The sequence below is a fragment of the Roseivirga misakiensis genome (genome assembly GCF_001747105.1).
In the GTDB taxonomy this organism is placed as follows: Bacteria; Bacteroidota; Bacteroidia; order Cytophagales; family Cyclobacteriaceae; genus Roseivirga; species Roseivirga misakiensis.
The window spans coordinates 1,224,009-1,244,269 of record NZ_MDGQ01000005.1 but is presented as its reverse complement, the minus strand read 5'-3'; the positions used below and the strand labels follow the sequence as shown (position 1 = coordinate 1,244,269).

19 protein-coding genes are annotated in these 20,261 nt (G+C 38.4%); 17 read left to right on the top strand and 2 right to left on the bottom strand.

The features are described from left to right. The first annotated feature begins 2 nt into the window (after positions 1-2). The 7 genes from BFP71_RS13095 to BFP71_RS13065 all read left to right on the top strand — a co-directional run bounded on the left by BFP71_RS13095 (position 3) and on the right by BFP71_RS13065 (position 9,226). On the top strand, positions 3-776 hold the full coding sequence (locus tag BFP71_RS13095; RefSeq protein ID WP_069835914.1) for a leishmanolysin-related zinc metalloendopeptidase: 774 nt from the start codon (positions 3-5) through the stop codon (positions 774-776). 25 nt (positions 777-801) lie between these two features. Further along, a complete protein-coding gene (locus tag BFP71_RS13090) occupies positions 802-1,809 on the top strand; it encodes a S8 family serine peptidase (RefSeq protein ID WP_069835913.1) in 1,008 nt (335 codons plus the stop codon). 10 nt (positions 1,810-1,819) lie between these two features. Continuing rightward, positions 1,820-2,191: a hypothetical protein gene (locus BFP71_RS13085; protein WP_069835912.1), complete on the top strand. Its 372-nt coding sequence runs from the start codon at positions 1,820-1,822 to the stop codon at positions 2,189-2,191. A gap of 26 nt (positions 2,192-2,217) precedes the next feature. Further along, the gene (locus BFP71_RS13080; RefSeq protein ID WP_069835911.1) at positions 2,218-4,179 is read left to right on the top strand and encodes a tetratricopeptide repeat-containing sensor histidine kinase; all 1,962 of its coding nucleotides are present in this window, start codon (positions 2,218-2,220) and stop codon (positions 4,177-4,179) included. Further along, positions 4,176-4,841, top strand: a complete 666-nt coding sequence (locus BFP71_RS13075; protein ID WP_069835910.1) for a response regulator transcription factor — start codon at positions 4,176-4,178, stop codon at positions 4,839-4,841. Before BFP71_RS13080 ends, BFP71_RS13075 begins: the two co-directional genes overlap by 4 nt. A 503-nt stretch (positions 4,842-5,344) precedes the next feature. Next, complete coding sequence (locus tag BFP71_RS13070) at positions 5,345-5,827, top strand: hypothetical protein (RefSeq protein WP_069835909.1); 483 nt, start codon at positions 5,345-5,347, stop codon at positions 5,825-5,827. Positions 5,828-6,058: 231 nt separating this feature from the next. After that, a complete protein-coding gene (locus tag BFP71_RS13065) occupies positions 6,059-9,226 on the top strand; it encodes an AsmA family protein (RefSeq protein WP_069837070.1) in 3,168 nt (1,055 codons plus the stop codon). 68 nt (positions 9,227-9,294) lie between these two features. On the opposite strand, the gene BFP71_RS13060 is transcribed toward BFP71_RS13065, so the two are convergent. Further along, positions 9,295-10,074 carry a LytR/AlgR family response regulator transcription factor gene (locus BFP71_RS13060; protein ID WP_069835908.1) on the bottom strand — a complete coding sequence of 260 codons (780 nt, stop codon included), beginning with the start codon at positions 10,072-10,074 and terminating at the stop codon, positions 9,295-9,297. A 108-nt stretch (positions 10,075-10,182) separates the two neighbouring features. Here BFP71_RS13060 and BFP71_RS13055 point away from each other — a divergent pair, with 108 nt between their 5' ends. The 8 genes from BFP71_RS13055 to BFP71_RS13020 all read left to right on the top strand — a co-directional run bounded on the left by BFP71_RS13055 (position 10,183) and on the right by BFP71_RS13020 (position 17,447). Beyond that, the gene (locus BFP71_RS13055) at positions 10,183-10,557 is read left to right on the top strand and encodes a hypothetical protein (RefSeq protein ID WP_069835907.1); all 375 of its coding nucleotides are present in this window, start codon (positions 10,183-10,185) and stop codon (positions 10,555-10,557) included. A 29-nt stretch (positions 10,558-10,586) separates the two neighbouring features. Further along, positions 10,587-12,017 (top strand): alpha/beta hydrolase family protein, encoded by a 1,431-nt coding sequence (locus BFP71_RS13050; protein ID WP_069835906.1) that lies wholly within the window; start codon positions 10,587-10,589, stop codon positions 12,015-12,017. A 127-nt stretch (positions 12,018-12,144) separates the two neighbouring features. After that, entirely contained in the window at positions 12,145-13,197 is a 1,053-nt protein-coding gene (locus BFP71_RS13045; RefSeq protein WP_069835905.1) for a DUF4932 domain-containing protein, read from the top strand. A 56-nt stretch (positions 13,198-13,253) separates the two neighbouring features. After that, positions 13,254-14,303, top strand: coding sequence for a hypothetical protein (locus BFP71_RS13040; protein ID WP_069835904.1), 1,050 nt, complete (start codon positions 13,254-13,256; stop codon positions 14,301-14,303). A 253-nt stretch (positions 14,304-14,556) separates the two neighbouring features. After that, the gene (locus BFP71_RS13035; RefSeq protein ID WP_069835903.1) at positions 14,557-15,132 is read left to right on the top strand and encodes a hypothetical protein; all 576 of its coding nucleotides are present in this window, start codon (positions 14,557-14,559) and stop codon (positions 15,130-15,132) included. A 77-nt stretch (positions 15,133-15,209) separates the two neighbouring features. After that, positions 15,210-15,905 carry an SGNH/GDSL hydrolase family protein gene (locus tag BFP71_RS13030; protein WP_317040717.1) on the top strand — a complete coding sequence of 232 codons (696 nt, stop codon included), beginning with the start codon at positions 15,210-15,212 and terminating at the stop codon, positions 15,903-15,905. Positions 15,906-15,979: 74 nt separating this feature from the next. Beyond that, positions 15,980-17,044 carry a hypothetical protein gene (locus tag BFP71_RS13025; RefSeq protein ID WP_069835902.1) on the top strand — a complete coding sequence of 355 codons (1,065 nt, stop codon included), beginning with the start codon at positions 15,980-15,982 and terminating at the stop codon, positions 17,042-17,044. Positions 17,045-17,048: 4 nt separating this feature from the next. Beyond that, a complete protein-coding gene (locus tag BFP71_RS13020; protein WP_069835901.1) occupies positions 17,049-17,447 on the top strand; it encodes a cupin domain-containing protein in 399 nt (132 codons plus the stop codon). On the opposite strand, the gene BFP71_RS13015 is transcribed toward BFP71_RS13020, so the two are convergent. Next, on the bottom strand, positions 17,437-18,516 hold the full coding sequence (locus BFP71_RS13015; RefSeq protein WP_176723363.1) for a serine hydrolase domain-containing protein: 1,080 nt from the start codon (positions 18,514-18,516) through the stop codon (positions 17,437-17,439). The genes BFP71_RS13020 and BFP71_RS13015 overlap by 11 nt on opposite strands. 235 nt (positions 18,517-18,751) lie before the next feature. Here BFP71_RS13015 and BFP71_RS13010 point away from each other — a divergent pair, with 235 nt between their 5' ends. Both BFP71_RS13010 and BFP71_RS13005 read left to right on the top strand, forming a co-directional pair. Beyond that, complete coding sequence (locus tag BFP71_RS13010; protein WP_069835899.1) at positions 18,752-19,555, top strand: sensor histidine kinase; 804 nt, start codon at positions 18,752-18,754, stop codon at positions 19,553-19,555. After that, the gene (locus BFP71_RS13005; protein ID WP_069835898.1) at positions 19,552-20,247 is read left to right on the top strand and encodes a LytR/AlgR family response regulator transcription factor; all 696 of its coding nucleotides are present in this window, start codon (positions 19,552-19,554) and stop codon (positions 20,245-20,247) included. The genes BFP71_RS13010 and BFP71_RS13005 overlap by 4 nt, the downstream gene beginning before the upstream one ends. Positions 20,248-20,261 lie beyond the last annotated feature (14 nt).

Genomic DNA, 20,261 nt, shown 5'->3' with positions numbered 1-20,261 from the left:
CTATGAGCAGTCTTACACTGAATATTAGGTTTAATGGTGGGATAACGCCTTCGCAAGAACTGATCTTTCAGGAGTCGGCACAACGATGGTCACAGATTATCACTGAAGACCTGCCACTTGTCAAAATTGATAATGAACAAATCAAAGGCATTGTGATTGATGCTAGTGCACATCCTATCGATGGAAAGTCAGGCATTTTGGGTCAAGCCGGTCCGACTCGTTTTAGACCCGATTCCGGTTTACCTGCTAAAGGTATAATGCGATTTGACAGTGCAGACTTAGATCAGTTAGAAGACAATAATCAGTTGTCAAATACCATCATGCATGAAATTGCCCACGTTATAGGATTTGGTACCCTTTGGCAAAAAAAAGGGCTCATCCGTGGAATAGGCAGTGCAAATCCAAGTTTTACAGGAGTTAAAGCTTGTGCTGAAATGGCCACTCTTTTAGGTTTTCAAGCTTCTGTTACAGTTCCTGTGGCTAACACAGGAGGAAGAGGTACTCGAGATGGGCACTGGCGGGAGCATCTTCTTGGTCATGAGCTGATGACAGGTTTCCTAAATGAAGGAAATAATCCAATTAGCAGGTTAACCATAGCTTCTTTCGACGACTTAGGCTACAAAGTAGATTACAGTCAAGCTGATGATTACAATCTCCCCTCTCACCAGGAATTAGCGATGATGGGAATCTTTGCTGATAACGGATCTAAAAGCCATTGCGCTATGTGTGGAATCCATTCTAAGAAATACGAACGTGATGAATTGAATTATGCGTAAATTCTAATACGAAAAACCTAATTAAATGATATACAAATTACCCGATTACAAGTCATTAGAGGTATCTGAAAAGGTTGCTGATTATTTAGGCATAAAACGAAATCTACTGAATACAGATGATATAATTGATTGGAGTAAACAAATCGCCAATCTACCTAAGGTCTGGCAACAAACTAAAGGAGAAGGTATTAAGATAGCAATTCTCGATTCTGGAATAACAGAACATGCAGATTTCGATGGAGCAATCAAAGGTTGCGTCAATTACACCAGAGAACCAGATATGACCGACAATGAAAACCATGGAACTCTAATCGCTGGAATTGTTGGAGCCAGAATCAATAATACGGGGGTGCTGGGGGTCGCGCCAAAATGTGACTTATACATTGCCAAGGTCATGGATGCTAACAAAAATTATGATACAGAACATGTGGTTCAAGGTCTCGAATGGGCTTTAAAAAAGGATGTAGATATTGTTTCGATCAGTTTGGGAATGACAGAATATCATCAAGGCATTCATGACGCGATTAAAGATCTCGTTAGTGCAAATAAGCATGTGATTTGTTCTGCCGGAAATGACAGGAAACTCACTTTTCCAGCGAGCTTGCCTGAGACAATTGCCGTTGGCTCTATCGGGAAATATTTAATTTCAAGAAGTGGCTATCTAGGTTGTGGATTAGACTTTGTCGCTCCAGGCGTTGGACTTTGGTCCATTAATAGGTTTGCAAGACTCCATTACATACAATCAGGCACTTCTTTTGCTGCCCCATTTATAGCCGCTCTTTCAGCATTAATTCTTTCAAAACATAGAAAAACTACAAGCCGAACTGAAGTCAAGGATACCGCAGATTTAAAGGACCACCTTAAAAAAATGTCCCTCGACCTGGGGGGCGTGGGCTGGGATGGCATTTATGGCTATGGATTCCCAGGTCACAAGTCAGTTCAAATTGAATCCGAATTCGTCAGCCTATTAGACCCCAAAGACCTTACTCCTAAAGGGTATAAAAAGCTAATGAAATATTTATCACATACATAACTCTTAATTTATGAGACCTATTAAAACCTATTTATCCTTAGAATATCAAGGGATTGATTCTGCTACACGTAAGGAGGTATTCAAGATTCACGCCTTTTTATATATACCTGAAGGTAGTGGTGTAGAAGTTGTTAGCAACGAAATAATTCGAGACAACCCCAAGATTCAAACCTATGATGAATTGTCAGGTTACCGTAAACAGTGTTCCAAATTTATCATACAACTTAAAAATGGTAATGGACCAACCGGTGTAATACATTTCGAATCACAACCATTTTTAAGAGACCGGGGTATTGATCATGTTTGGGTAAAACCTAAAGGACACAGTACAGCAAACCCCGACGAAGGTGCAGTGGGAAATTATAATGATCCTGATGGCTAATCTTAGAAATTATCTAAATTGATAGGATGACACACATTATTATCCTATCAATTTGTTTGACTTTTAATACAATTGAACAAAGTAATCCGAGTCAGCAAGAGGAAGTTCTAGACTCAATCAATTCACTACATAGCAAAAAGAAATTTAAACAACTCTACGACTATGTGAATGCGGTTGATAAAAGTCAATTTGACCAGAACTCTATCTATAAATATCACTACTGGTACGGTGAATCACGCAGAAGGCAAAGAGAGTACGACAGTGCAAGTTTCTACTTTGAATTGGCCTATAATCAAGCAAAGAGCAAAGACAATTTTGAGTGGCAAACAAACTCATTGGATAGAAGAGGGTCTGTCTTTAGAGCCAGATCAGCATTTGACGCAGCAATAGTAGTTTACCTTAAGAGTCTTGCATTAAAAAATTCTATTGAGGATAAAAACAGAGAATTAATAAAAAGCATTGCCCTTTCACATGAATTCCTAGGGATATCATATGATAGATTATCAAAATTCCCTGAAGCAATTGATCATTATAAAAGTGCCTTGAAATTCGATTCAGCTTCCAATATAAAAAGTAGAAAAGAAGCTATATTAAACAATTTAGGGCTAGCATATTTTAATTGGGCAAAAGAGATAAGAACTAAACCTCATATTTATGGGGTAGAACAGATTTTGGGTAGATCAAACATTATTAAAAACTCACTGAACTGCTTCTATTACTTAAAACGGCAGGAATTAAATACTAATGGTAAAATTGATTTATATCAAAATCTTAGTGCGGTATTCTCTGAACTCGGAAGCCAAGACAGCGTTTATTATTACGCAAATAAGAGCAAAAAACTGATACTCAATTCAGATGCTTCTAGGTTAAAACTACTTACAACTTACAACAGTCTTGGTTTTTATTTTCTAAATCAACAGAAACTTGACTCTGCACGATACTTTTTTAACGAAACAGAGCAAAGAATAAATAACTCAAAGTCCAATCATGATAATCTCAAGATGAGTCTTTACTCAAACCTCGCAATATACCATAAACACCTAAATCAGTATGATAGTGCATACTCGTATTTATCTAATTACTTCATTCTATACAGCAAGAACATAAACGAAAAATCAGAATCTGAAGTAAACGGATTCACGGAGCTTTATCATTCGGAAAATAAAGATAGACAGTTAGCTTCAGAGATGTTTAGCAAACAAACAGCAATAAATGCTAAAAAAAACACTCAAATCATTGCTGGAAGTATTCTTTTTGTGGTGCTCGGAGGTCTGGTATTCTTTATTCAAAGAAACAAGGTTATCAAAGTAGAGTCTAAAAATCTGGTACTCTCTTACGAGCAGAAAGTAGACAAGCTCTTACAGGAGCAGGAGACCAAAGCCTTGGATGCCATGATTGAAGGCCAGGAGAAAGAACGTAAACACCTAGCAGAAGAATTGCATGATCGGTTAGGAAGTGTACTCTCCGCAGCTAAAATGCACTTAGAAGGTGGATACGATAATGGTCTTGCCCCTGAACAATTCGAATCTGTCAATAAAATGCTCAAGCAGGCCATTGACGATACACGCCAAATCTCGCATAACATGTTATCCGGTGTTTTGACAAAATTCGGCTTAGAAGCTGCTTTATACGACTTAAAAGAAAATGTCTCCTCTTTGGATAATTTGAAGGTAACTCTTGAAACCAAAAACTTGGATAAAAGGCTCGATATCGAAAAAGAAGTGCACTTGTATCGTATAGTTCAGGAATTGCTCAGCAATACACTTAGACATGCAAACGCGAATAAATTTGACATCAAACTTCAAAAGGATAATACTGAGCTCTTACTTCATATTACCGATGACGGTAAGGGTATGGATAATATTAATAAAGCCTCCGGTATTGGTTTAAAAAACATAGCATCTCGAGCGAAAAAAATTGGTGCCAAATGGAACCTCACTTCTTCACCTGGTATGGGTATATCTGCTACTATTATCTTACCAATATGAACGAAGGTGTAATTAAGATATTAGTAGCAGATGACCATCAAATGATCATTGATGGCATGAAATTGATGCTAAATGGTTCTGACGGTTTTGAAGTTGTTGGTGAAGCCCTTGACGGGCACGGAGTAATAGAACTCACCAGAGCTCTAGATGAACTAGACTTGGTCATTTTGGATATCAACATGCCTAAAAAAGATGGTATAAGCGTTGCAAAAGAGCTCAAGACCGAATTTCCTGAAGTAAAAATCCTTATTGTTAGCATGTACAACAGGCCGGAGTTTATCAAAAATCTAATTGAAATTGGAGTTGATGGATATCTACTTAAAAACTCAGGAAAGAAAGAACTTCATAAAGCTATTCAGAGTCTAATAAGGAACGAACCTCATTACGGTAAAGAAATCACAAGAACTGTGATTAAAAGCTTCCAGAAAAGCAAAGTCTTCGACAGCCCTTTGGATATAGAAATTTCGGAACGCGAAAAGGAAGTCATTCGATTGATTGCCGAAGGGCTAAATTCTCATGAAATTTCTGAAAAGCTTTTCATAAGCCAACATACAGTAGACTCACATCGCAAAAACATTTTAAATAAGCTAGGTGTAAAAAATTCAGCTGGAGTGATCAGGTTTGGTATTCAAACAGGAATTATAAAAGGATTTGATCTTTAGCCCCAATAACAATAGTCAAAGACTTTCCTTTTATGAATATTCACGGTGCACTACAATAATAAAGAGAAATCACCACTAATGATTTGCTAGCAAATATTTTCTCGAAGTTCTGTATTGGGAAGTAAACACGTTAGCAAATCACCTTTATCAGTCACTGATAACGTTTTTGCAAATGAGATTACAAAGAAGTTCCAAAAACATAAACCTATTAGTCAGACGAAAGCTTACGGCTAGTAATGCTAGAGAATCAATGTAATGCACAAAAAAGTATTATGATTCCGGTATAAATCCAGTGTCAGCAGGATCCTAAAAAAAGAAATCTGTTTTCTCACCATAATCATTTTAATCGTGTCATATTTAGATATGAAGACCCTCCGTCTAGTGACGGTATGATGATTGAATTGTAATCTACAGTACGGCTGATCTACTGCAATAGTGTAGTAAAACTTTTAGCTTAGTAGATTGAATTCATCGATAAAAATCACTTTAAAAAAGATTCATCCATGAAAAGACTTTTTCCAATCTTCTTTATCCTATTCCTTTCAACGGATTTAATCATTGCACAAGATGATAAGCAAAAGCAATTCACGATAACAGCAGGATATGCACAAGGATTTCCGAGTATTGATTTCGAAGATTTTCATGGATTCCATATTGGGGTGAACTACTATAAGGCTAAGGCAAAAGGGATCACATGGGATAGTCAGCTTTCGTTTAATGTTTCAAACGACTATGAAACTCGCTTGGCTATCACTCCGCTTTTTGGTGGAAGGATTTATTTTAACAAACCTGATAATAAGTATCGCTACTTTTTTAATCTCTTAACAGGTCCTGCTCTATTACATTTTAGTGGAGATGATTACATCGAAACCAGATTAGATATAGGCTATGGTGGTGGATTTCATATGGCAACTGAAAACTGGCAAATTGGGATCAGCGCTGAAAGAACCGAATTAATCGTACTCAAGTTGGGGTATCATCTTTAAAAATCCACAGTCATTGAGTTAGGCTAGTTTACTATACAATAGTCTTAATCGTTAGTGTATTGAAAATAATCCAATCCATTGGTGCTCTCCTCTAAACTCTCCCCTCACTAAACATTTTGAATACCCTCTTGAAAACTGAATGATCTATCGCGTGCATTCAGCCTAGATTTTCAATGTTAATTCGGATTTACACTAGTAATTATGCCATTGGCGTTCTATTTTCAACTTAGTATGGCGGAGACAACAAAAATTAGAAAGTGGATGAGGAGGTTGGGCTTGGTATTTAGTCTTTTGATCCTACTTTTTACCATCATTATTGGAATCACATACAATCAGCAAGACCGGCTGATTCAAAAAGCTTTAACGCAGTTAAATCATGATTTCAAAGGTGAATTTAAAATCGAAGGTTCGCACATCTCCCCTTTTGCTAACTTCCCTTATGTATCCATTGACCTAGAAAATGTAGCTGTTTATGAAACTAAAGCGGACAGTAGTGAAGCCCTAGTCCAAATTCAAGATGTTTATGTCGGCTTCGATTTACTTTCGATTATCCGTGGCATCTACGAAATCCATAAAATAAAACTCAGCGATGGTTTTGTTAAGTTCATTCAGCATACGGATGGCACTTTCAATATCACCAACGCACTCTCTGGCGAAATTGAAGAGGAATCAGAAACAACAGATGGGCCTGCGCTGCACCTAAGCCTGGATGCTATTGAATTGAGCAATATTGATGTACTGAAAATCAATGAGTCTACTAACCTTCTGGCGGAAGTATTTATCGAAGAAATCAAATCGAGTGTTTCCACCTCTGATGAGCATATCAAGGCACGGTTTGATAGTAGATTACTCTTTAACCTTGTCCTAGATGGTGATACTTCATTCTTACATGATAAACATTTACAGTTATCTACTGGCGTAGATTACGATTTGACTACTGGGATTTTGGATATTACTCCTTCCGAACTATTAATAGAAAAAGCTGAATTCCTGATGGATGGAATGATAAACGTTAACGATGAAATGAATCTTGACCTGAAATTCAGCGGACAGAAACCGAACTTCGATCTATTTTTAGCTTTCGTTCCTGAAGAGTATAGCCCGCTGCTCAGAAGGTACAACAATGGCGGGAGTGTTTTCTTTGATGCCACAATTAAAGGACCTTCGGCCAATGGTAAAATCCCTCATGTAGAAATAGACTTCGGTTGTGAGGAGGCGTTTATTGAAAATGTAGAAGTAAGTAAAAGTGTGGATGAGCTCTTTTTCAAGGGACACTTCACCACGGGTGAGTTAAACACGCCAGAATCCATGTCCCTTGAGATATCCGATTTTACGGCCCGACCCGAAACGGGTACTTTTCGCGGAGGCGTAAGTATTAAGAATTTCGATTCTCCGGATATTGAGATGAACCTTAACTCTGAGTTTAATCTGGAGTTCTTGGCTGATTTTCTAAATATTCAGAACCTGAGCGATCTAAGTGGTACAGTGGCCCTAGACATGAATTTTCACGACATCGTAGATCTTGATGATCCCTCTAAAGCTATCGAACGGCTTAATGAGAGTTATTTTACAGAGCTGAAAGTAGAAAACTTAAATTTTACCAGTCCGGATTTGAACTTACCATTTAGAGACATCAATATCCACGCTGCTATAGATGGCCACAAAGCTGAAATAGATCAGTTTAACCTGAAGGCTGGCAACTCAGATATTTCCTTATCTGCCAGCATATCAGACTTACCTGCTATTCTTCATCACACGAACCTACCTGTCAACGTTAACCTCAACCTTAATGCTGGGCTGATTGACATTCAAGAACTTACCCGCACCGAAGGCGACTCGTTGGGTATTGATGAACAGATCAAAGACCTTTCCATGAAGTTTCAATTCAACAGTTCGGCAAGAGCCTTTACCGAGTCTCCCCACCTTCCATTAGGCGAGTTTTTTATTAGCGAACTCAATGCCCAACTCACGAACTATCCACACAAGCTACACGACTTTGATGTGGACGTTATTATTGATTCAACGGACTTCAAAGTGATTGATTTTACAGGCATGCTTGATCAAAGTGATTTTCATTTTAATGGTGAGCTGGAAAACTATCACCTCTGGTTCGAAAAAGACCCCAATGGCATCTCAAGCGTGGATTTCGACTTCAACTCATCTCAGATTCAATTAGAAGATCTTTTCTCCTATGGTGGCGAAAACTATGTTCCAGAAGACTATCAGCACGAGACACTTGCTGATCTTAAAATGCACGGCATTAGCAGCATCACATTTAAAAACAAGCTCCAGTCGGTGCAGCTAGATATTGATAAAATTGAGGCTAAGGCCAACGAGCACGATATGCGTCTTGAGAATTTTAATGGAAGCGTATTTGTCGATAGCACATTGCTGGAAGTGAAAAAACTAGGTGGACAATTAGGAAATACGCAGTTAGAAGTAGACTTGACCTACCATTTGGATGATACAGAAACTACTCCACATCAATTTACGCTTAGAAGCCCGAGATTAGATTTTGATCAGCTATTTGCTTATGTCCCACCTTCCGAAAATTCTGATACTTCAGCTATAGACCATGAAGCGGGTTTTAACCTATTCGATCTGCCATTTGCTAACATTGAATTTAATCTGGATGTAGACCATATAAACTACCATAAGTACTTGTTGGATAGCTTTAAACTCGAGGGAAGAATGCAAAAAGATCACTTTATCTATCTCGATACACTTTCTTTACAGGCAGCAGGTGGGCAGATGGATTTGAATGGCTATTTCAATGGTTCTAATCCTGATAAGATTTACTTCAGCCCAAATATGAAACTGAAAAATGTTGACTTGGATAAACTGCTTTTTAAGTTTGACAATTTCGGCCAAGACCAATTGGTTTCTAACAACCTGCACGGCAAATTGAGTGGTTCTCTAAGTGGTCAGATCCATATGCACCCTGATTTAATACCTGCAACAGATGTCTCGGACCTTGAAATTGATGTGGAAGTGTTGAATGGCAGCCTAGTCAACTTCACTCCTTTTCAGGCGCTATCGAGTTTTTTCACTGATAAAAACTTGAACCTTGTGAGATTCGACACGCTAAAAAATACGCTTAGCCTAAAAAATGGCGATTTGATTATCCCTAAAATGAATATCAATACTTCACTCGGATTTTTTGAGATATCGGGTCGTCAAGGGCTGGATTTGAACATGGACTATAATATGCGGATTCCATTGCGAGTAGTGACAAGAGCTGGCTTTCAAAAGCTATTCGGAAGGAAGAATCGAGACAACTCGGACCAGATAGACGAAATTCAGTATAGGAACGATAAAAAGCGCACCAGATTCATTAGCGTTAATATATCAGGCACGGCAGAAGATTATTCCGTCTCTCTGGGTAAACCTAAGAATTGAAGAGGATTGAACGGATGACATAATGGCCAATAATTTTTCCATTTTCCGTATTTCGAAGTAACTGCTACTCAGGAACTCAGTCTATTCAAAGCTGACTCTTTGTATTTTCTGGTAATATTAATCTCGACTGACTGAATATTTACCTTTTCTTTAGTGAATGAGTCTACATACTGCTTATTAACAAGAAATGAACGGTGAATGCGCACGAAATCAGCGGACAGTTCTGCTTCTAAATTAGAAATCGTTGATTTTGAGATGACTACCCTATCGATCGTGTGAACCTTCACATAGTCGCCCAAGCTTTCTATATATTTTACTTCAGATTCCTCTATACGTACTTTCTTGCGATCGCTCACTACCACAAAAGACTTAACCGCCGCCTGCTGTTGTTGTGCCAATAAGCCTTGACTAGTCTTCTTCTGTTCTACAAAATGCCTAAACAGCACACTAAAGCCATGAATAAAAACGATGGCATACAATACCAAGGCCATATTCAAGATATCTGTTACTTCTGGGTTGAGTGAGGTGAATTGATAATCTCCAATGAGCACAAGTGCCAAAATTATCACCCATGTCTCCAAGTAAACAGATACGATCAATAAATAGAAAGCATAGAGGGCAAAGCTTCTGTACTTACCCGTCAACAAATACTTTGGTACTAGATATTGATTGAAAAAAACCGAAGTGCCAAAGATGACAGGAAATAGCAGGAAACAGAAATAAAGGGAGTCACCGATAGTAAACGTGGATTGCGCATATTTCGCCACAAGAAGTGCAAATACCAAGAGCCATAACACCACCAACCGAAGCATTTTCATGACACGATTTTTCTCAATTTTGTTTATCATGTCAATAAATTCAATTGAAAGTCGATGACTGACTGGTTTAGGGTGTTATTTGACATTGTCCGAAAGATAGCCTCAAAACTAAATTTACCTCGATAATTCTGTGACACGATGGTGAAATTATTTTTACAAGGCGAACCACTTTATATGACCGCACTTTCTATGATTCTGGTCTTTATAATCAGTTTTTGCCTGATCGAAATAAAACCCAGACAGATTAGCATAAAAAGGATCACTGTAAACGACCAAAGACTGAAAACAATCAAGTCCCTAGGCCTATTTGCTTTAATTTTCGGATTATTCACACAATTTCTAGGGCTGTATGGTGCGCTTCAGGCTATTGAGATTTGGGGGCAGGTAGAATCGAAGCATCTTTTCGATGGTATCGGTATCTCCTTTATTCCAATGGGTTATGGCCTGATCATTTTTCTTACGAGCAGAATTATCATTTATGGAGTGACTAAACGAATTAGACTCCAAGGATAATTTAATTCATCAACTAGAACCTATATCACATGCAACTGATCGAAGCAGCATTGGCACTTTTTGTGTCTATTCAATTGATTCTACTTTTCATTAAGAAAAAAGACAAACAAGTTTTCGCCTTTATTGGCTTAGGCCTACTGGCTTTTCATTTCATACTTGGCGAAGGCCGTTGGCAGATGGCTTTCATCTACTTGGTTGAGATCATACTGATCATTATTTATCTGAGAAACGTAAAAACGAAAATCGTTTGGCGTGTCGTTGGAACCTTCTTTGCTCTCATTGGAACGGCAGCTTCTGTCATACTTAGTACCACTCTACCTGTTTTCTCGTTGCCAGAAAGCTCCGGACCATACCAAGTCGGACGCTCGGAACTATATATCAAGGTTGATAATAGGCCTGAAACGATCACGGATAATGCTACCGACAAAAGGGAATTAATGATCAATTTATGGTATCCCACCAAAGTAACAGATGCGACCAATGGGAAATACTTACCAGCAGTAGAACGAGAAGGTTTTGCCCTCAAATACGGTCTTCCTGCTGGCGCCTTTTCTTATTTGGACAAAGTTTCAACAAACCATCAAATAAATGCAGAACCTGCCAAGGGCGAATTTCCTGTTCTCATATTTTCGCCTGGATTCTATACGCCTGCATCAGGGTATTTAAGTGTAATAGAGGAATTAGTAAGCCATGGTTTTGTAGTCTTCAATTTGATTACACCGTACGAAACCATGGGAATTGAATACCCTGATGGCCGCAAGGTATACTTTGATCATGCGTTTCATAACGCTAACAGCTGGAATTGGAATGACGAAGTTGCAGAAGCGATGGAAACGTTTCAAAACGCGCCAGATGATCAGACTGCTCGAGAAGCAACACAAATCATTGTGAATAACTACGGCGCTGATATAGTAAAGCGTTGGGCTATGGACATTACCAATTTGATTGACGAGCTTCCAGCACTCAATTCAAACACTTCTTTCCCTTTGGCAGGGAAACTAAACTTGAATCAATTAGCCACTTATGGCCATTCTATTGGCGGTGCAGCCGCTATGGAAGCCGCAATATTTGATGAACGCATAAAAGCGGCCGTCAACCTAGATGGTTCACAATGGGGAAGCCTAATGAACAATCCACTCAATAAACCTGGCGCTTTGATCAGTTCGAGTTTAACCAATGCAATACCTGACGTAAACCCTTTCATCTTCGAAGCCAGTTTGGGAAGCACTTTTTACAACTTGAAACTAGAAAACACAGGACATAGTAATTTCAGTGACATCCCGTACATGGTGAGACTACCCCAATTAAATGAAGCTGGAAGTTTGGCACCTGAAAAAGCAACCTATACTGTAAATAAGTTCTTACTGAATTTCTTTAATAAGCATTTACTCAATGAGAATATAGACCTGAGAAATATTATCGCTAATGATGATTATCTGACAATGAGAAACAAAGACTGATATCGGCTTTCTCAAAGCCTTTTGTTCGCCGTCTTTAAAACGATGATTAATGTAAACTGGGGCTAAGGCCATTCTATCAAGAATGCATCAAGAATCTGAACTTTGACTATCACTAATAATCATCGTTATGAGATCGCTCTTGACCATCTTTTTCTCTTTGATCCTTGCGTTTCAGGGTAATAGCCAGAAAGTACAAGTTCGTTTTAGCAAGAACATTGATTTATTTGCCTATATCGTTCATTTGGGCGATCCAGCTGAAAACGACCCATCCAATAACATTACTAAAAAAATCAATGCTTATCCAGAAGATGGCAAAAACAAAGCCTTATTCCAGATGTTTGAGGTGGCTCAGACTTTAGAGTATAGCTTTTTAATTGAACTCATGTATCGACTCCAAGATTTGCCGTCAACAGGTTCACTAAATGTGCCATCGGGGCTGCTCAAAAAGTACCAATTAAATGCACCAGACGATCAAAAAAAGGTTGAAAAGCTCATAGGTCTGGCTAATCAACTTGCTCAAGAGACGAACTTTCATAAAATCTGGGAAAGTCTGTCCCAAGAAAGAAAAAAAGTAAGATTAGATTTAATCAAAATGAGTCCATCTGACAAGATAATGGCAGAAATGGAGTCATTCTATGGCCAAGAATTCCAAGCATACGAAATCATACCTAGCCTTATGCTATGGACTGGTTCAGCCTTCGGTTTAAAAAATATCGAAGGAACAAAAGCGACCTTTGTATTGGCACCTTTGGAACCCAATTACATTTTCAACAACGACCGTTTCGAAAGTTTGACGATTCATGAATTTGGGCATCCTTTTGTCAATGATGTGGTCGCAAAAAACGAAAATCTAATAGCCCAAACACAGACATTATTTGCCCCTATTCAGTCGGCCATGCAACCACAAGGATATAGCAATTGGCTATCTTGCCTGTATGAGCATTTTGTACGAGCTGGAGAAGTAATTATACCTAAGGTGCAAGGAGACTTAGCAAGAAGTAGCGCTATTCAAGAAAATTACACTAAGAATAGAAGCTTTAAATATTTGCCTTTTATCGTCGACAGACTTCAAGAATATCGATTCACCAAAAAGTTCTCTTACCAAGAATCCGTAGAAAAAACGATGATTGATTTAAAGGACAAATACGTAAACAACTCTAATGGAGATGGTAAGAATTAACTAGTTGCTCAGGCGCATTATTTATGATTTTCGCTGAAAATTGTTAGTTTAAGTGTATGAAACGCACAATTCTCTTAATCACTTCGCTAGTTTTCTTCCTGTTCACGGCGTGTGAAGAAAGCGATACGACTCCCGCAGAAGGCAACATATTCATACTCGGAGGAGACCTTGTTTCCACAAACTTTGCCGATAATTATTATTGGTTAAACGGTAACAAGCGCTTGATTTCAATGGCTGATGAAAACTTTACCGCACTGAATATGGGCGTTAGAAACTCACAATTCTATGCAGTGGGGCAGCGATTCATAAACGGTTCAACGACAATAACCTACTGGAATGGACAATTCAACGATATAGAAAGTCCAACAAATGCTACAGCCAATGGCATTTATTTCGATGGAAATGATATTTATATTCAAGGAAGAATCTCCAACGGACAAATTCGTACCCCCGTTTATTGGAAAAATGGAGTGAGAACGGATTTACCCGCCCCAAATGATGGTGCAAGTTTAATTGAAATGGTCGTCAGTAATGGGACTGTTCATGTAGTCGGGGTTAGCGAATCATCTTCTGGAAGTATGCCAAGAACTCCATATTACTGGTTTAATGGTGAGCTGGAAGAACTGGAAACAAATCAACTAGTCGATATTTATATTCGTGATATGACATTATACGACGGCAACGTATACATATTGGGAGATGGTTACGATAGTCAGAATAATCAGCAAATGCATATTCTCTGGGTAAATGGAGAAGCCAACCTTTACCCAGCTGCAGGTAGGGATCAGCAAGACTTTCAAAGAGCCAGTGCAAACCGCTTGTCAATTGATAATGGAGACATTTACTTCTCGGGAAATTATGAAACCAGCGATCATTCACGATCATATTATTACAAAAATGGAAGTATCATAATGCTTGAAATTGACTCAAATCGGTCTACAAGTGTCAGTGATATTGAAGTAACTAATGGGAACGTCCACCTGATCGGTCACGAGAGCAGCGGACTTTTTACTACTGATAGAACGGCTAAATATTGGCTTAATGGAAGCTCCCAAAACGTTGATATAGCCGATAACAGTTTCTTTTTCAGAATAGGCATTCAGTAACTATTTCAACCTAGGGGGTTGGGTAAATACACGTTGAAGGTATTGTTATAGAAACAAAACATCAACGTTATGAAAACTGTAATCATAGAAACAAAAAATACATTATTAGCCATCACAATCCTTGCCGCTGGTATCGCATTTTTTCAGCTTTTGCATTTAGTTATTGGCTAGTCAACTGATTTAAGTCTATTTATCTTTTTTGAGGTCAAGTTTTAATTGAATATGCTTAGCTTGAGTAGCTTAATTAGAACCAATGAGTGATCAAAACAAGAATAGATTCAGCAAATCAGATATTGCCTCGGCCCTTGCTTTAGTAATGAGTATTGCCGCTTTGGGTATTGGCATTATCGAAGCCAAAATCATGGCCGATCAGCAAGAGATTATGGCCGATCAACAAAGAGTGATGGTAGAACAACAAAAAGGCTCAGTATGGCCATATGTTGCCTTGGAAAATAGCCTAGATTATCAAGCCGATAGCCTGGTCATCAGTTGGATCGCTGAAAATAAAGGAGTTGGACCCGCCATTGTTAATAGCATAGACTTGAAAATTAACGAACAGCCTTACAATACTTTTAACGCCTTACTGGCTCATATGGATAGTGTCATGGGGAATGACAAATACACGCTTACGAAATTTGGCGTAAGTAAGAAAACAGAATCCGTATACGCACCGGGCGAGAAAAAGACCATTTTTCAAATGACGGTTTATGATAGGAATCTGTTTTTCGAGCAAATCGGATACTTCAACCTCACATTGAAATATTGTTCGATCTATGGTGATTGTTGGGGACAAAATGGCTCAAGCCTTGAAAATGAAACTGGTGAATAAAACCTTAAGCTAGTCCGAGTTCATACCATTAATGGTATATAAGAAACAATTCTACTCAACAATCGATCTTAACACCAGTGAATTCTTTTTGCAAAATCGGCTTATTGCTAATAGTGACACTGGGGCTATGCTCCTGTAGCAATAAAGAAATACCAACACCTCCCATTTCCTATTTAGCGCTTGGCGATTCGTATACTATTGGTGAAAGTGTGAATTCGTCTGAAACTTGGCCTATACAATTAATTGATTCCTTAAGAGTTATGGACATCAGCTCAATCCCCCCGAGAATTATCGCCAAAACTGGTTGGCGAACCGACCAATTGAGAGACTCACTAGAAAATGATTTAAGTATTGGTAGCAATTACGATCTAGTCTCATTATTAATCGGTGTAAACAATCAAGTTCAGGGTCAAACAGTAGAGGATTTCGATGTTGAATTTGCAGGGATGTTAGCCAAAGCCATCAGTTATGCTGGAAGTGATCCTGAGCGCGTCATTGTGCTGTCTATTCCCGATTATGGTAAAACTGATTTTGGTCAATACCTTGGTGGAGATAGAATTAGTGCTGAAATCGACTTATATAATGAATCGATCAAGAAAAACTGTCTCTTGCAAGGCGTCGAATTCTTCGATATAACCCCAATATCAAGAGAAGTAGTAAATGATGAATCGCTACTCGCAGATGATAATTTTCATCCCTCAAGAAAGATGTATAGAGAATGGGTTGAACTCATTTTCAGTAAAGTCCACACCACCATACTTTCCAAACGTTAGTTTGAGCGGGATATCCCTTCATCATCTAAACACATATTATTGCTATTCCTAGATATATTTGTTACTTTTTAATCATGAAGAAATACTCGAGTTATTTTTTGGGCTTTTTAGGCTTGATTCTTTTAAGCTGTACACCTGATGACACCGTTCCCACTGATTCGCTATATGTCTTAGGAATAGTTTATGACGAAGAAAACCAAACTAATCAAGTTGCTTACTGGAGCAACGGCGTCCAAACAATTATCCCTAATACTGACAGGGCTATCCCTATCAGTATTGATATAGTTCAAGGCCAACTGACCATTGTTTGGCATAAAACAATTCAACAAGACAACGGGTATTTTGGAGCGTTTCAAGTCTGGACGGAAGATGGAACAATTTCAGATATCAACACAGAATTTACTACTTATCCCTCCGACGCTTTTGAAGCAAATGATGATCTCTATATAGTTGGGCTTGAGCTAATCAACGATCATTCGCCAGCGAAGCCTGTTTATTGGAAAAATGGTGTGAAATCTGAATTAGCAACGATCAAAGCTGAATACGTTCATGAGTTATCGGAAGCTACACTTCACGGTGATGAATTAATTGCTGTTGGCTCTTATCAAAATACCGAAATGTTCATAATACCCGTCGTTTGGGAAGACAACACCGTCAGGGAACTTCCTTTAGGCGATTTTGAAGGAGGGTCAGCCACATCTATTTCCATTGATAATGGCATCACCTATATAGGAGGTTCTGTTTATGACCGTGAAACAGAAAAAGAATACATGGCTATTTGGATAGATGGCGAATTAGAAACAATTGTGAAAGATGATGCATACCGGAGGATTGGAATCTCAAAAATTCGTGTCGTTAACAATGAGAGAGTTTTCACAGGGTGGAAAATTAATTCAAATGGAGATTATGAAGCCTTTTATTATAAAGGAAGTGATAAGGTTGTTCTTGAAAATGACCTTGCAATTCAATATTACCGAATAGATGAATTAGTGTTTGATGGACAAGATATCATTACTCTTGGGCAGTATACGACTGTCAACCATGATCTACCTTTTTACTCATATTCAATTAATGGGGTAAACAGATCACTAAGTGGTACAAGACCTATTTGGATTAACGATGTTCTCATAGCAAGATAATTCTATGGATAAAACGATCACCCTCACCACCATTTCTAATGATGGCAAGGGTAAATCATATTTTGACCAACGCCACTTCCCAACAGATGAAAAAGGTGGCATGTGGTTAACAGACCGAATCAATGCCCTGAATTTTAGACTCCGATCAAGCCTACCTGGGTATAAAACCGAATTCCATGTCGCAGGTGATCCCACGTTGATTATAATTCAACAAGGAACGTTGAGAATCACGCTAAATGATGGCGCGCAAAAAGACTTTGTTTCAGGTGACATGTTCATCGCAGAGGATTTTCTGGATAAAGCGATCAACTTCAATAATGAAATTCACGGTCACAAAGCAGAAGTCATCGGCAAGCAATCCTTAAAGGCAGTACATATTAAACTAAGCGAAATCAGCGCCTAGCTTTTTGTTTCCACATTACCCATTTACGCATGGTATTGATAGCTACATCTTTGCCTAAAGACCCATTAGTTAACATAATTAGCCCGCTGTTTTCGGTGAAATCAAACAAAAAAGCAGACTCCCAACCATCGTTTGAACCTGCGTGACCAACCATCTGGACTGGCCCCATTGGATAGGTCATGTATCCCAAGCCATAGCGCCCTTTAGTAACAGCAAGAGGCTTTTGCATTTTAGATAAAACGTCCTTTGATAAAACCTGCGAACCATTGAAGGTTGCCTTAGCAAATTTGATAAGGTCTTGCAGATTAGTTTGCAATCCCGCCGCAGCCTTTGCCGTGAATCGCTCAAGATAGATTTCATTCCCCGCTTCGTCATAAGGCTTAGCGGATGATTTCAGTACTTTTTTGGTGATTTTGAACGTCGTGTTTGTCATTTTAAGTGGTTTGAAAATCTGGCGTTCCATGTATTTTTCAAAGGGTAACTCGGAAACATCTTCAATCATCAGCTGTAAAATCGAATATCCACCACCAGAGTATTTAAATTGAGTGAGTGGTTCAAGAATAACCTCTACCCTTTCGTCTGCTCTTCGGTCGCCATTAAGTGATGCTACCAGACTTGGCAATTCTTCATCAGGACTATAACCACCGTATCCGTGAACCGATAAACCTGCCGTATGACTTAATAATGCTCTGACAGTAATCTTTTTGTTATCGAACTCAGAGGAAGGGATCTTCCAGCTCTTCAGATAGGTTTCTACTGGTTTATCCAGATCGACTTTACCTCTTTCTACTAAGTGCATCACACCCCAAGCCGTGAACATTTTAGATATTGATCCAATATTAAAACCCGTATTTTCATTGATAGTTGATTGTTTTGAGATATCTGCGAAACCAAAACCACTTTGAAAGACAACTTGACCCTTATCAAATACCGCCATGGCCATTCCAGGCACATTTTTAGAAGCCATTTGTTTAGGCACATCCTCTTTTAGCATTTCAATCAATGCTTCAAAATCCGACTGATCTTGCGCTTGGATTGGAAGGTATGCTGACAGAATTAAAATGAACAAAATTTTACTAAATCGAGAAATTGACATGTTTGAATTTTTAGTGAATAATCACCAAACCTATTCAAAGGGATCACTACACAAATCGATTAGTGTCAAAGACGATCAACCCTATGACGAAACGTCAAATCCCACTTTTATCTCCAGTTCATCATTGAATTTTAAGCGTACGTCATCTTTACCTCGGTATTGGTAATTCTCGATTGTACCAGAGATAGGTAAATGGTAAATTGGTGAGATGGTTAGTTGGGCAAAAAGGTATACGAAACAGATCATTGTTGCCATCATACTCATCGGTTCTGTGTTGGCTATGATCAACTTGAAACCTTTGTATGAACTGGATCGAGATTCAACTTATGAAGATCAGTTCAGGATGGCTCAAGTAGTCTTTATTTTGACCTTACTGTATATTATCACAGAATTCGTTTTCAACCGGTGGAAAGCTTATAAAAGCTTAAAAAACGCCCATAGCGAAGCGCAGTTAGAGTTATTGAAAACAAAGATGGATCCTCATTTCTTCTTTAACACACTCAATAACCTTTATGGATTGGCTATCGAAAAATCAGAAGATACTGGACCAATCATTCTTAAGCTTTCAGAAGTAATGCGCTACAATATTTACGAAGGAGCTAAGGAAAGTGTATCGATCAAAGAGGAAATCAATCACTTAAATCAATACATAGAGATTCATAAGATTAGATATAAAAAGCGGGTGCATATTCAATTAGAGGAAGACATTTATGATGAAGAAGCTCAGGTAGCACCACTTCTGTTTATCAATTTACTAGAAAATGCATTTAAACATGGGGTCGAAAGTTTGACAGACGATGCCTTTATAAAGATCAAATTTAAAACAAGTCCGAATGAGGTATACTTTTCCATAGAAAACAACTATCTACCTGAGCAAAACCATGAAAAACATGGCATTGGACTTTCTAACTTGAAAGAACGATTGAGGCTCACCTACCCCAAACGGCATTCTATTGAAATTCATCAAGCAGAAAACGTATTCCGGGTTGAATTAAAACTATCTATCGCATGATTAACTACTTAATAATTGACGATGAACCGATAGCGCATAGAATCATAGAGGGTTATGCAGATCACCTTTCTATACTTATGAAATTGGGGAATTGCTACAATGCCATGGAGGCGATTAGTGCGCTAAATAGTACCGCTGTTGATTTGATATTTTTAGATATAAACATGCCTCAATTATCTGGTTTTGAAATGCTTAAGACGCTTTCTAAACGACCAAGAGTAATTGTGACAACGGCCTATCAAGAGTTTGCCTTAGAAGGTTATGAGTTGGAAGTTGTAGACTATTTACTCAAGCCATTTTCCTTAGAACGATTCATTAAGGCCATCAATAAGCTAACATTGACTCAAACTTCGGCACCACCTATGCCGGCGAACAATGCAGTAAACGAAAGCATTTACTTGAAAGAAGATAGAAGATTTAGGCAAGTATGGCTGGATGATATCCTCTACGTAGAAGCTTACGGTAACTATTGCAAAGTCTACCTGAAAAATGAGTTATTAATTACTCCAGAGAAAATTTCAGATTTGGAAAAAACACTTCCTTCAACGACATTTTTGCGGACACACAAGTCTTACATTGTGGCAAAAAATCACATTAATGCCATTGAAGGAAATAAAATCAATATTGTTGGCAAGTTTATCCCGATAGGACAAACCTATATGCGCACGATCAAAAATCTTTTGAAAGGCTAAGTAACTTAAATTCT

Coding starts and splice junctions, on each gene's coding strand:
- BFP71_RS13095 (WP_069835914.1), top strand. CDS start 3: ATGAGCAGTCTTACACTGAATATTAGGTTTAATGGTGGGATAACGCCT.
- BFP71_RS13090 (WP_069835913.1), top strand. CDS start 802: ATGATATACAAATTACCCGATTACAAGTCATTAGAGGTATCTGAAAAG.
- BFP71_RS13085 (WP_069835912.1), top strand. CDS start 1,820: ATGAGACCTATTAAAACCTATTTATCCTTAGAATATCAAGGGATTGAT.
- BFP71_RS13080 (WP_069835911.1), top strand. CDS start 2,218: ATGACACACATTATTATCCTATCAATTTGTTTGACTTTTAATACAATT.
- BFP71_RS13075 (WP_069835910.1), top strand. CDS start 4,176: ATGAACGAAGGTGTAATTAAGATATTAGTAGCAGATGACCATCAAATG.
- BFP71_RS13070 (WP_069835909.1), top strand. CDS start 5,345: ATGAAAAGACTTTTTCCAATCTTCTTTATCCTATTCCTTTCAACGGAT.
- BFP71_RS13065 (WP_069837070.1), top strand. CDS start 6,059: ATGGCGGAGACAACAAAAATTAGAAAGTGGATGAGGAGGTTGGGCTTG.
- BFP71_RS13060 (WP_069835908.1), bottom strand. CDS start 10,074: ATGATAAACAAAATTGAGAAAAATCGTGTCATGAAAATGCTTCGGTTG.
- BFP71_RS13055 (WP_069835907.1), top strand. CDS start 10,183: ATGGTGAAATTATTTTTACAAGGCGAACCACTTTATATGACCGCACTT.
- BFP71_RS13050 (WP_069835906.1), top strand. CDS start 10,587: ATGCAACTGATCGAAGCAGCATTGGCACTTTTTGTGTCTATTCAATTG.
- BFP71_RS13045 (WP_069835905.1), top strand. CDS start 12,145: ATGAGATCGCTCTTGACCATCTTTTTCTCTTTGATCCTTGCGTTTCAG.
- BFP71_RS13040 (WP_069835904.1), top strand. CDS start 13,254: ATGAAACGCACAATTCTCTTAATCACTTCGCTAGTTTTCTTCCTGTTC.
- BFP71_RS13035 (WP_069835903.1), top strand. CDS start 14,557: ATGAGTGATCAAAACAAGAATAGATTCAGCAAATCAGATATTGCCTCG.
- BFP71_RS13025 (WP_069835902.1), top strand. CDS start 15,980: ATGAAGAAATACTCGAGTTATTTTTTGGGCTTTTTAGGCTTGATTCTT.
- BFP71_RS13020 (WP_069835901.1), top strand. CDS start 17,049: ATGGATAAAACGATCACCCTCACCACCATTTCTAATGATGGCAAGGGT.
- BFP71_RS13010 (WP_069835899.1), top strand. CDS start 18,752: ATGGTTAGTTGGGCAAAAAGGTATACGAAACAGATCATTGTTGCCATC.
- BFP71_RS13005 (WP_069835898.1), top strand. CDS start 19,552: ATGATTAACTACTTAATAATTGACGATGAACCGATAGCGCATAGAATC.